Genomic DNA, 11,990 nt, shown 5'->3' on the forward strand with positions numbered 1-11,990 from the left:
CAGTGAAATGCAATCCTCCAGACCCTGAAGATCGAGGTGGGAGCTGTCGAGCCTTGGCGAGGCTGCGATGGCGGCGGCATTGCTGGGATTGATGTTGGCTGACCCGCCGCTATCGCTGGCAAGCCAGCTCCTACATTGGATCGTCGTACATTGAGTACCGTATGCATCCTGCACTGGCAGCTGAAATGCAATCCTCCAAACCCTGAGGATCAATGTAGGAGCTGTCGAGCCCCGGCGAGGCTGCGATGGCGGCGGCATTGCTGGGATGGAAGTTGGCTGACCCACCGCTATCGCTGGCAAGCCAGCTCCTACATTGGATCGTCGTACATTGAGTACCGTGTGCATCCTGCGGTGGCAGTGAAATGCAATCTTCCAAACCCTGAGGATCAAGGTGGGAGCTGTCGAGCCTTGGCGAGGCTGCGATAGCGGCGGCATTGCTGGAATGGAAGTTGGCTGACCCGACGCTATCGCTGGCAAGCCAGCTCCTACATTGGATCTTCAGTACATTGAGTGCCGTATGCATCCTGCGGTGGCAGTGAAATGCAATCTTCCAACCCCTGAAGATCAATGTAGGAGCTGTCGAGCCCCGGCGAGGCTGCGATGGCGGCGGCATTGCTGGAGTTGATGTTGGCTGACCCGCCGCTATCGCTGGCAAGCCAGCTCCTACATTGGATCTTCAGTACATTGAGTACCGTATGCATCCTGCGGTGGCAGTGAAATGCAATCCTCCAAACCCTGAGGACCAATGTAGGAGCTGTCGAGCCTTGGCGAGGCTGCGATGGCGGCGGCATTGCTGGAGTTGATGTTGGCTGACCCGACGCTATCGCTGGCAAGCCAGCTCCTACAGGGACTTGCGCCCACTCATTAGCGGGTGGCCTGGCGATACTGGCGTGGCGTAAAGCCGGTCAACGCCTTGAACTGGCGGGTGAATGCACTGTGGTCGGTGTAGCCGCATTGCAAGGCCACTTCGGTGATCGGCAACTCGGTATGCAACAGGCGATGGGCATGTTCCAGGCGTACTTTCTGGATCATTTGCCGGGGAGTCAGGTGGAACACGCGCTTGCAGTAGCGCTCCAGCTGAGCCACCGACGTGCCGGCGATGCGCGTCAGTTCACCCAAGGTCACGCGCCGGTTGAAATGGGCCCGGATGTGCTCGTCCACCGCCGCCAATCGCTGATAGGCCGGGTGGGTCTCGCTGGCGGATTGCAGGTCGACCGAGATCCCCGCCAAGCCAATGATCGCGCCCTCGCGGTTGTATAACGGCCACTTGTGGGTCAGGCACCAACCGGGTTCGCGGCTGCCGTACAGGTGCAACTCCAGTTGATCCTCCAGCACCAGGCCCTGTTCGAGCACGCGCCGGTCCTGCTCGGTGTAGCCCGGCCCCAACTGCGCGGGGAACACCTCGGCGCTGGTCTTGCCCAGTAGCGGGCGCCGGTCTTTCAAGCCACAACGCTGTACCAGGGTGTGGTTGGCCATGACATAGCGCGCCTGCACATCCTTGATAAACATCGTCGCATTGGGAATCACGTCGAGCATCGGCAACAGCATGGCCACGCCCGCCAGCAGCTGTTCGAGGCTGTGTGGCCGCTGCTCGCCACCTTGGCACAGGGTTGCAAACGCGTTGTGCATCATGCCGCTCACCGCCTCGTTTATCGCCTCGCCGGGCCAGCAGATTGCCCGATGGCCATGGCCCTGTCGAGCACCGCTGCGCATCCGGCAATTGTGCTGAATTCGTCATTGATGACCGCGCAAAACATCAATCGCCAGCGGGCTGATGGGTTCACTGTAGCGCCACTGCATGCCTATCCAATAACCCACAAGAAGGCGCCGCTATGTCAGCCCAAGGCAAGTTCAAGAAACAGCTGTCTCTGATCGACCTCACTTTTATCGGACTGGGAGCCATCTTCGGTTCCGGTTGGTTGTTTGCCGCCAGTCACGTGTCGTCCATCGCAGGCCCGGCAGGGATTTTTTCCTGGTTGCTCGGCGGTTTTGCGGTGCTGTTGCTGGGCATTGTGTATTGCGAATTGGGCGCGGCCCTGCCCCGTGCCGGGGGCGTGGTGCGCTACCCGGTGTATTCCCACGGCCCGTTGCTGGGCTACCTGATGGGCTTTATCACACTGATCGCGTTTTCCAGCCTGGTGGCGATTGAAGTGGTCGCCTCAAGGCAATACGCCGCCGCCTGGTTTCCCGAGTTGACCAAGGCCGGCTCCAGCGACCCCACCACCCTCGGCTGGCTGGTGCAGTTCGGCCTGCTCTGCCTGTTTTTCGTGCTCAACTACCGCAGCGTCAAGACCTTCGCCATCGCCAATAACCTGGTCAGCATTTTCAAGTTCATCGTGCCGCTGCTGGTGATCGGCGTGCTGTTCACCTTCTTCAAGCCGGCCAACTTCCACTCCCAGGGGTTCGCCCCGTTCGGCCTGTCGGGGATTGAAATGGCAGTGTCCGCCGGTGGGGTGATTTTTGCCTATCTGGGGCTGACGCCGATCATCTCGGTGGCCAGCGAAGTGAAAAACCCGCAACGCACCATTCCCATTGCCCTGATCCTTTCGGTGCTGCTGTCCACGGCAATTTATGTGCTGCTGCAAGTGGCCTTCCTCGGCGGCGTGCCCACCGAAATGCTCGCCAATGGCTGGGCCGGCATCAGCAAGGAACTGGCCCTGCCCTATCGCGATATCGCCCTGGCTCTGGGCGTGGGCTGGCTGGCCTACCTGGTGGTGGCCGACGCGGTGATCTCCCCCAGCGGCTGCGGCAACATCTACATGAACGCCACGCCACGGGTGATCTATGGCTGGGCGCAGACAGGCACCTTCTTCAAGATTTTCACGCGCATCGATGAGAAATCCGGCATCCCGCGCCCGGCGCTGTGGCTGACCTTTGGCTTGTCGGTGTTCTGGACCCTGCCGTTCCCGTCCTGGGAGGCGCTAATCAATGTGGTGTCCGCCGCCCTGGTGTTGAGCTACGCCGTGGCCCCGGTGTGCGTGGCGGCGCTGCGACGCAATGCGCCGGACATGCCGCGCCCGTTCCGGGTCAAGTGGATGAGTGTGCTGGGCCCGCTGTCATTCATCATCGCCGCGCTGATCGTCTACTGGTCGGGCTGGAGCACCGTGTCCTGGCTGCTGGGCCTGCAAATCGTGATGTTTGTGGTGTACCTGCTGTGCCGTCGCCTGGTGCCGACCCAGCACCTGAACATCGCCCAGCAAGTGCGTTCCAGCGCGTGGCTGATCGGCTTCTACGCCGTAACCATGGTGCTATCAAAACTCGGCAGTTTTGGCGGCCTGGGTGTGCTCAGCCATCCCTTCGACACCCTGGTCGTCGCCGCCTGCGCCCTGGGCATCTACTACTGGGGCGCCGCCACCGGCGTGCCGGCGCACCTGGTGGAACTGGAACACGAAGACGACGAAAGCGAAGCCGTGCTGCCCGCGAGCGGCATGCACCCGGCGAACGCATAACTGGCCAATCACCAAGGAATAGCTGGATGAAACGACTGCATGTGATTGACTCCCACACCGGCGGCGAACCGACGCGCCTGATCATCAATGGCTTCCCGCAGCTGGCCGGCCAGACCATCGCCGAGCAGCTAGACAGCCTGCGCACCACACACGACCAATGGCGCCGCGCCTGCCTGCTGGAGCCCCGTGGCAACGATGTACTGGTCGGCGCGCTGTACTGCGAGCCGGTCTCGCCGGGGGCCACCTGCGGGGTGATTTTCTTCAACAATGCCGGCTACCTCGGCATGTGTGGCCACGGCACCATCGGCCTGGTCGCCTCGTTGCACTACCTGGGCCGCATCAAACCAGGGGTGCACAGCATCGACACGCCGGTGGGCCAGGTCAGCGCCACCCTGCATGAGGACGGCGCGGTCACCCTGCGCAACGTGCCCGCCTATCGCTATCGCCAGCAGGTGCCCGTGGATGTACCGGGGCATGGCCGGATCTACGGCGATATTGCCTGGGGTGGCAACTGGTTTTTCCTGGTGTCCGAGCACGGCCAGGGTGTGCACATGGCCAATGTCGAGGCCCTCACCGACTTCACCTGGGCCATGCTCAAGGCCCTCGAAGCCCAAGGCATCCATGGCGCAGACGGCGCGTTGATCGACCACATCGAACTATTCGCCGATGACGAGCAGGCCGACAGCCGCAACTTCGTCATGTGCCCCGGCAAAGCCTACGACCGTTCGCCCTGCGGCACCGGCACCAGCGCCAAGCTGGCGTGCCTGGCCGCCGACGGAAAACTTCAGGCCGGTGAGCCCTGGGTGCAAGCCAGCATCACCGCCAGCCAATTCGAAGGCCGTTTTGAATGGGAGGGCGAACACATCCGCCCCTTCATCACCGGCCGCGCCTATATGACCGCCGACAGCACCTTGCTGATCGACGAACAGGACCCTTTCGCCTGGGGCATTTGAGCACCCGGCAGCTTTTAAACAGACCCTTCCAAGGAGCTAGAACCATGAGCGATAACATCTTCACCGGCTGCATCCCTGCCCTGATGACCCCGTGCACCGCCGAGCGCCAGCCGGACTTCGACGCCCTGGTCGCCAAGGGCCGCGAGCTGATCGATATCGGCATGAGCGCCGTGGTGTACTGCGGCTCCATGGGCGACTGGCCGTTGCTCACCGAAGCCCAGCGCCAGGAAGGCGTGGCGCGCCTGGTGGCGGCGGGCATCCCGACCATCGTCGGCACCGGCGCGGTCAACAGCCGAGAGGCGGTCTCCCATGCGGCCCACGCGGCCAAGGTCGGCGCCCATGGCTTGATGGTCATCCCACGGGTGCTGTCCCGTGGCGCTTCAGCCAGCGCGCAAAAAGCCCACTTCGCGGCGATCCTCAGCGCCGCGCCGAACCTGCCGTCAGTGATCTACAACAGCCCCTACTACGGCTTTGCCACCCGCGCCGAGCTGTTCTTTGAACTGCGCCGCGAGTACCCGAACCTGATCGGCTTCAAGGAGTTCGGCGGCGGCGCCGACCTGCGCTACGCCGCCGAACACATCACCTCCAAGGACGATGCCGTGACCCTGATGGTCGGTGTCGATACCCAGGTGGTGCACGGTTTCGTCAACTGCAACGCCACCGGCGCGATCACCGGCATCGGCAACGCCCTGCCACGGGAAGTCCTGCAACTGGTGGCCCTGAGCAAGCAGGCCGCCAAGGGCGATGCCAAGGCCCGGCGCCAGGCCCGCGAGCTGGAAGCGGCGCTGGCGGTGCTGTCGTCCTTCGATGAAGGCTGCGACCTGGTGCTCTATTACAAGCACCTGATGGTGCTCAATGGCGACCTGGAATACAGCCTGCACTTCAACCAAAGCGATGTACTGAGCGATGCCCAACGCCGGTATGCCGAGCATCAGTACGCGCTGTTCCGCCAGTGGTACGCCAACTGGTCGGCAGAACAGAACGTCGACTGACTGCTCGCACGCCGCTGTTGCACAGCGGCGTTCCTTCTTATTTCAGGAACAGGCCATGACTCTGACAGGCACTATGCTGATCGGTCAGCACTCCATTCCCGGCACCCGCGCAGCCATCCGCGCGATCAACCCGGCCACCGATGCTGCGCTGGAGCCGGCCTATCCCGGCGGTTCCACCGAGCAGGTGGCCCAGGCTTGCGCGCTGGCGTGGTCAGCCTTCGACAGCTACCGCGAGACATCCCTGGCGGCGCGTGCTGAGTTTCTCGAAACCATCGCCAATGAAATCGAAGCCCTCGGCGATGAGTTGATCGAGCGTGCCGTGGCCGAAACCGGCTTGCCCCTCGCGCGGATCCAGGGCGAACGGGGCCGCACCTGCCAGCAACTGCGCACCTTCACCCGCACCGTACGCGCCGGCGAATGGCTGGACGTGCGCGTCGATAGCGCCCAACCAGGCCGCCAGCCCCTGCCCCGTGCCGACCTGCGCCAACGCCAGGTGCCGCTGGGGCCGGTGGCCGTATTCGGCGCCAGCAACTTCCCGCTGGCGTTCTCGGTGGCCGGCGGTGATACCGCTTCAGCCCTCGCCGCCGGTTGCCCGGTGATCGTCAAGGCCCACGGCGCCCACCCCGGCACCAGCGAACTGGTGGGCCGTGCGCTGGCCCGTGCCGTGAAGCAGTGTGGCCTGCCCGAAGGTGTGTTCTCGCTGCTGTACGGCGCTGGCCGCGAAGTGGGGATTGCCCTGGTCAGCGACCCACGGATCAAGGCGGTGGGCTTTACCGGCTCGCAAAGTGGCGGCATCGCTTTGTGCCAGGCGGCCCAGGCGCGGCCGGAGCCGATCCCGGTGTATGCGGAAATGAGTTCGATCAACCCGGTGTACCTGTTCCCGGCCGCCCTCAAGGCGCGCGGCGAAGCGCTGGCGCAAGGGTTTGTCGCCTCGTTGACCCAGGGCGCCGGGCAGTTTTGCACCAATCCCGGGCTGGTGATTGCGGTTCAAGGTCCGCAACTGCAGCAGTTTGTCAGCCTCGCCAGCGACTTGCTGCAACGTAGCCCGGCGCAGACCATGCTCACCCCGGGCATCTTCCAGGCCTATGAAGCGGGCGTCGGCGCACTGGCCGAGCATGCCCATTGCGTAGCCAGCGGGTTGCCGGCGCAAGGGCCGAACCAATGCCAGGCGCAGCTGTTTACCACCCACGCGCAAGACTTCCTTGCCAACCCGCATTTGCAGGCCGAAGTCTTCGGCGCCGCCTCGCTCCTGGTGCAGTGCGCCGACAACGCGCAAATGCGCCAAGTGACCGAGCACCTCGAAGGCCAGTTGACCGCCACCTTGCACCTGGATCAGGACGATCTTGAGCAGGCACGGGCATTGCTGCCGGCCCTTGAGCGCAAGGCTGGCCGGCTGTTGGTCAATGGCTGGCCGACCGGGGTCGAGGTGTGTGATGCCATGGTGCATGGCGGGCCCTTCCCCGCGACCTCGGATTCGCGCTCGACCTCGGTCGGCACCGCCGCGATCCGGCGCTTCCTGCGACCGGTGTGCTACCAGGATTTCCCCGACAGCCTGCTGCCCGCAGCCCTGAAACAAGACAACCCGCTGGCGTTGCGACGCTTGCTCGACGGCCAGAGAGAAGCCTGAACATGCAAGACAACCGTCAACCCGAGATCGACATCGCGGTGGTCGGCGCCGGCATCATCGGCGTCGCCTGCGCGCTGCAACTGGCACGCCAGGGCCGGCGCGTGGTGGTCATCGACCAGCAGGAACCGGGGATGGGCGCCTCGTTCGGCAATGCCGGGCATTTGGCCACCGAACAGGTGTTCCCCATCGCCGACCTGTCGATCCTGATGCGCCTGCCCGCGATGCTCATGGACCCCATGGGCCCGCTGCGCCTGGACTGGAAATACCTGCCCCGTGCGCTGCCCTGGTTTGCTCGCCTCTTGTTAAACCTGCGCCCGGCCGCTTACCAGCGCACGGTCGCCGGTATCCGTGCCCTCAACGAAAGCAGCCTGGGCGCCTGGCAGCGCTTGTTGGCGAACATCGACCGGCCCCAGTTGATGCGCGAGGACGGCTCGCTGCTGGTGTTCGAGCGTGCCGAGTCGCGACAAGCGATTGAAGGTTTGCAAGCACGCATGACCCAGCAAAACGTGCCGGTGGATTGCTGGTCGGCCAGCGCCGTGCAACAGGCGGCACCGCAATTAAGCGAGCGGATCCAGGGGGGCTTGTTCTTTCCCCGCACCGGGCATTTCCTCGATCCGTATCGCGTGGTGTGCGAACTGGTCAAGGCCGCCAAGGCCAGCGGCGTGACCTTTCTCAAGCGCCAGGTCCAGGACGGCCAGCTTCAGGCCCAGGGCGTTGCACTGATCACTGACCAGGGCCGCTTGGCCGCACGCCAGGTGGTGATCGCCTGCGGCGCCCACTCGGCCAGGCTCACCCAGGCGCTGACCGGCAAAAAGGTGCCCCTGGACACCGAGCGCGGTTATCACCTGATGCTGCCCCACGAGCAAGACCGCTTGCCCTTCGCCGTCACCTCGTTGGAACGCAAGTTCATCATGACGCCCATGAGCGGTGGGCTACGGCTGGCCGGCACCGTGGAATTCGCCGGCCTCGACCGCCCTCCGAACATGCGGCGCGCCTGGCAGTTGCACCGGCTCAGCCACGGCCTGTTGCGTGACGAACTGAGCGCTGAGGACGCCACGCCGTGGATGGGCTTTCGGCCCTCGTTGCCGGACTCGCTGCCGATCATCGACAGGGTGTGCGACGGCAAGGTGTTGCTCGCTTTCGGGCATCAACATTTGGGGTTGACGCAAGCGGCCGTCACTGCCGAGCTGGTCGCCCAGTTGGTATCGCCGATCTCCCTGCCCCAGCCCCAGGGATTGCCGGCATTGGCGGCCTATCGGCTGGATCGGTTCTGACGCAGGCCTTGCAGGAGCAATCACTGGTAAATAATCGTAAACGTCGCCGAGGCATTCGCCGGGCCGGGGGTTACCGTGCTCGCCGTCTGCAGGTAACGGGCGCGCAAGGGGATCGTATAACTCCCCTCGTTGGGGCGCAGGGTGAGGCCGCTGCTTTGGTTGGCCCCAAGGATGACCGAGTTGCCGTTGCGGTTCTGCACCTGCACGCCAACCCCTGTGGCGGCGGGCGCACTGCCCGTGGCGCCAGGGTCGAGGCTCAGTACACCGTTATTCGTGTTGATCGCCGTACGCGCGGGGTCGATGCGGTACTGCAGGGTGTTACGCACCAGAGAGCCACTATCGACGTTCGTACCAAGAGGCGACGTGCCACTTTGCGATGACCAGGCCGGCCCCGTTGTCGTATAGATCCCGTTGAACGCCGGGCAGTCATTCAAAGCGATGGAAAAATCCGTCCAGCCCGTGCTGCTGTTGAGCCCGGTGAACTTGGAGGTCAGATGAGAGCCCATGGGCACCGAGACATCCGGTGTACGGCAGGTACTCGAGACAATCTGGATATTGCCGGAGATCCCCATACTGAAGCCGCGCATTCTCGCATCGCCGAAGTTGCCGAACAGACTGACGACCGGCAACGTACTGCCCACCAATACACCAGGCGTTACATCGCCCAGTTTGATCAAGATCAGCTCAAAGTTCGAAGGCCCGTCAAATGGGACCAAACACCTGTAGCCAGATGTGCATGTGGTCCATGCCTTGCCAGATTGCCTTGGCAGCAGGCCGCCCGAGCTGTTGAAGGCAACCCCCAGCCCCGGAATGCTGGTTCTATAGACCTTGTTGGCGTAGGTCCCGCTGGACACATTGGCCATGGCATAACTGGAGTCGACTGTCATCTCAGTCCACTGCTGATACGGGGCATAGAGGCATTCAAGCTTGGGCGCCTGGCCCGCAGCCATGCTGAAGCGCTGACGATATACCTCGGTACCCACCGGCAGATCGCGCCCGATAGTGATCGCCGAAATCTGCAATGGCATGGAGCCCACGGCCGGCTGGATACCCTCCATGTAGGTACAGGTGACCGCCATGGCCGTCCCCGCCGCCGCCCACAATGCCGCGACGGCCAGGCCCGCCTTGATCAAAGCGCCAATATTCATAACTGTACCTTTTGAAGAGTGTTGGGCTGCACGCTGCCAGCGACTTGCTTACCGGCCGCACAAACCGCGTCTACCTGTTGCAATTGCTGCCCTTCGCCGGGGCCCGCCGGGATGACCAGTGCGCACTGTTGATGGGTCTTGCTTCCCCAGTTGATCAGTAACTGACGGGTTTGTGGCTTGATCCGTGCGTAGAGCTGGCCACCCTGCCCGACCACACCGACCGAGGTGCCGTCGATATCTGTCACGCCAGCACCAAAGGGCAGGCTGCTGCCATCGTCGAGGCGTACGTTGAGCAACACTGCGCGGCCCTGGTTGGTGGTGTACTTGAGGTGCACCACCGCACCGGCACGCGGGGCCACCTGTTGGCTGGTTTCGCTGAGCTCGACGTCCAGCGAGCTACCAATAGGGTCGATTGCCACTTCGTTCAACTCATATGGCCGCAGGTACGGCACCACGGCATTGCCGCGGCTGTCGAGCTTGAGGCCAGGGTAGCCGGACACCTTGGCCCCCTGCGCACCCGGGGCACTGACCACCGCCATGGTTTCACCGCGATAAGGAGTCATGGTCACCCCATCGGCATGCGCCACCACGCTGCCGCTCGCGCCCACCGAGGCGCTGGTGTAGCCATCACCGCGTCCCAGGGCAGCGCTGAGCATGGCGCGCGCGCCGGTGTATTGGCCATTGAGGGCCGCGCTCTTGCTGTTACTGGCACCGTCATGGCCGACTGTCGCGCCGTAGCCATATTGACGGTCCTCGCCAGCGGTGCCGCTGATGCCGGCCTGCTCGCTGTAGTTGCCTTGGGAGTCACGTCCTACCTGTGCGGTCATTTGCGGGCTGAAGCCTGGACCGCCAAATTCCAGAGGCATGCTCATGGTCAGCAAAAAGCTGTTTTCCATGTCCCCCAGGCCCATGCGGCTGCGGTTGGCGTTCACACTGAAGCTGATGCGATTGAACTGCTTGCTGTAGCTGAACTGGTACTGCAAATCACTGCCCGGCAGGTTCCAGTAGTTCTGCGCATAGCCGCTGATTGCCACTTGCCCCCACTCCCCCAGGCTCTGGTCGGCGGTGACCGAAAAGCGACTGCGCGGGCGCCCGAACATGCTGGTGTCCCACCCCGTTTTCTCGGCATCGAGCAGTTGCATGGCGTTACTGAAGTCCAGGTATTCGCTGGTAGAAAAACGATAAGCCGCAACGGTGAAGTTACTGCCCGTGCTGAGTACATTTTTGCTGTAGGACACCCGCATGCTCTGCCCTTTGGCGGCACCAGTGGCCAGGTCGGTCTGGGCGTGAGTCAAGTCGATGGCCATGGCACCGATCGGCGTGCCAAACGCCAGGCCGGTGAGCACGGCGGTGTAGTCATCGCTGGACTGCATCCCGGCAAATCCGGTGAACGTATTGTTCAGGCCATATTGCACAGTGCCTTGTAGCAGACGCGATTGCTTGTCGACGTAGTTGTTGCGGGTCTCGCCTGCGGTCAGGCTGAAACGCGAGGTACCGGGGCGCAGCAACTGGCTGACCGAGGCATAGGGCACGATGAAGTTCTGCTCGGTGCCGTCGGCTTCCGCCACGCTGACACTGAGGTCGCCGCCATAGCCGGTTGAATACAGGTCATCAATCACAAATGCCCCGGGCGCCACGGTGGTTTCCAGCAGGATATTGCCGGCCTGGCGAATGGTCACACGGGCGTTGGTGCGGGCAATCCCGCGGATCACCGGGGCATAGCCGCGCATGGAGTCGGGCAGCATGCGGTCGTCACTGGCCAGTTGCACACCACGGTAGGCCAGGGTGTCGAAGATCTCGCCGGTGGTGTTGGACTCGCCCACCGTCAGTTGGCTTTTCAACACGGTGATGTCGCGTTGCGCATAGGAGTCCAGGGCTTGGTAATTATTGCCCTGACGTGACTGCCAGCTCATCGACGCGTTGTGGCGCAGGCGCCAGTCACCCAGGTTGAGGCCGGTGTGCAGGCCCAGGAATGCCGAGTCAGAGTTGCCACTGCGGGTACGGTTACGGCTGCCATTGAAGCTGTAGCTGAGCATGCCTGCGGTCACGCCGCGATCCCACAGTTCCGGGCTGACGTATCCCCGGACATTGCGCCGCAGCGCCGCCTGGGGAATGCTCAGGTCGAGGGCCTGGTTTTCCGGGGAAAAATTCGCGGTTGCACCCGGGATCAGACTGCCCACGGCGGCACAGCCCTGGCTGTCCAGCGCCAAAGTGCTTTCAGGCGACAGCTTGCTCATCTCCACGCCCTGACGCTCAAGCAAGCTACGCGTCATGCAGACCACCGGCTTGCTGCCGTCGGCCTGGGCGTCGATGCGAATGTCCTGGCGGCTGTTCAACTGGCCGTTAAGCACTACGTCTGCACGGTATTGCCCGGGCATCACCGGGTTGCCGGTCTGGTAGGCGCCCAAGTCGAGATTGCGCGAGTCTTCAGGCAGGAACGCATCGTTGAACTGCACCTCTTGCGCCAGCGCACCCTGTATACCCCATGCACCTGGGGCGATGGCCAATACCCTGAGGATCAAGGCAGAGAGCGGATTCAAGGCGAAG

Annotated in this window: 8 protein-coding genes; 5 read left to right on the forward strand and 3 right to left on the reverse strand. The window is 63.3% G+C overall.

Annotated features, from left to right (window positions below):
- Positions 1–864 precede the first annotated feature (864 nt).
- On the reverse strand, positions 865–1,632 hold the full coding sequence (locus tag HBO12_RS20530) for an AraC family transcriptional regulator (RefSeq protein WP_169956941.1): 768 nt from the start codon (positions 1,630–1,632) through the stop codon (positions 865–867).
- Positions 1,633–1,832: 200 nt separating this feature from the next.
- On the opposite strand from HBO12_RS20530, the gene HBO12_RS20535 reads away from it, so the two are divergent.
- From HBO12_RS20535 to HBO12_RS20555, 5 genes are read left to right on the forward strand one after another with little or no spacing between them, the layout of a single operon-like run.
- A complete protein-coding gene (locus HBO12_RS20535) occupies positions 1,833–3,449 on the forward strand; it encodes an APC family permease (protein ID WP_170043069.1) in 1,617 nt (538 codons plus the stop codon).
- Between the two features lie 26 nt (positions 3,450–3,475).
- A complete protein-coding gene (locus HBO12_RS20540; RefSeq protein WP_170043070.1) occupies positions 3,476–4,402 on the forward strand; it encodes a 4-hydroxyproline epimerase in 927 nt (308 codons plus the stop codon).
- A gap of 44 nt (positions 4,403–4,446) precedes the next feature.
- Positions 4,447–5,394 (forward strand): dihydrodipicolinate synthase family protein, encoded by a 948-nt coding sequence (locus tag HBO12_RS20545; protein ID WP_169954303.1) that lies wholly within the window; start codon positions 4,447–4,449, stop codon positions 5,392–5,394.
- A gap of 55 nt (positions 5,395–5,449) precedes the next feature.
- Positions 5,450–7,021 carry an aldehyde dehydrogenase (NADP(+)) gene (locus HBO12_RS20550; protein ID WP_170043071.1) on the forward strand — a complete coding sequence of 524 codons (1,572 nt, stop codon included), beginning with the start codon at positions 5,450–5,452 and terminating at the stop codon, positions 7,019–7,021.
- Between the two features lie 2 nt (positions 7,022–7,023).
- A complete protein-coding gene (locus tag HBO12_RS20555) occupies positions 7,024–8,295 on the forward strand; it encodes an NAD(P)/FAD-dependent oxidoreductase (protein WP_170043072.1) in 1,272 nt (423 codons plus the stop codon).
- 20 nt (positions 8,296–8,315) lie between these two features.
- On the opposite strand, the gene HBO12_RS20560 is transcribed toward HBO12_RS20555, so the two are convergent.
- Together HBO12_RS20560 and HBO12_RS20565 are read right to left on the reverse strand one after the other, a co-directional pair.
- A complete protein-coding gene (locus HBO12_RS20560; protein WP_170043073.1) occupies positions 8,316–9,443 on the reverse strand; it encodes a fimbrial protein in 1,128 nt (375 codons plus the stop codon).
- Entirely contained in the window at positions 9,440–11,983 is a 2,544-nt protein-coding gene (locus HBO12_RS20565) for a fimbria/pilus outer membrane usher protein (protein WP_346343188.1), read from the reverse strand. Before HBO12_RS20565 ends, HBO12_RS20560 begins: the two co-directional genes overlap by 4 nt.
- Positions 11,984–11,990 lie beyond the last annotated feature (7 nt).

It is taken from the genome of Pseudomonas sp. WS 5059 (genome assembly GCF_012985525.1).
Lineage (GTDB): Bacteria > Pseudomonadota > Gammaproteobacteria > Pseudomonadales > Pseudomonadaceae > Aquipseudomonas.

Coding starts and splice junctions, on each gene's coding strand:
- HBO12_RS20530 (WP_169956941.1), bottom strand. CDS start 1,632: ATGATGCACAACGCGTTTGCAACCCTGTGCCAAGGTGGCGAGCAGCGG.
- HBO12_RS20535 (WP_170043069.1), top strand. CDS start 1,833: ATGTCAGCCCAAGGCAAGTTCAAGAAACAGCTGTCTCTGATCGACCTC.
- HBO12_RS20540 (WP_170043070.1), top strand. CDS start 3,476: ATGAAACGACTGCATGTGATTGACTCCCACACCGGCGGCGAACCGACG.
- HBO12_RS20545 (WP_169954303.1), top strand. CDS start 4,447: ATGAGCGATAACATCTTCACCGGCTGCATCCCTGCCCTGATGACCCCG.
- HBO12_RS20550 (WP_170043071.1), top strand. CDS start 5,450: ATGACTCTGACAGGCACTATGCTGATCGGTCAGCACTCCATTCCCGGC.
- HBO12_RS20555 (WP_170043072.1), top strand. CDS start 7,024: ATGCAAGACAACCGTCAACCCGAGATCGACATCGCGGTGGTCGGCGCC.
- HBO12_RS20560 (WP_170043073.1), bottom strand. CDS start 9,443: ATGAATATTGGCGCTTTGATCAAGGCGGGCCTGGCCGTCGCGGCATTG.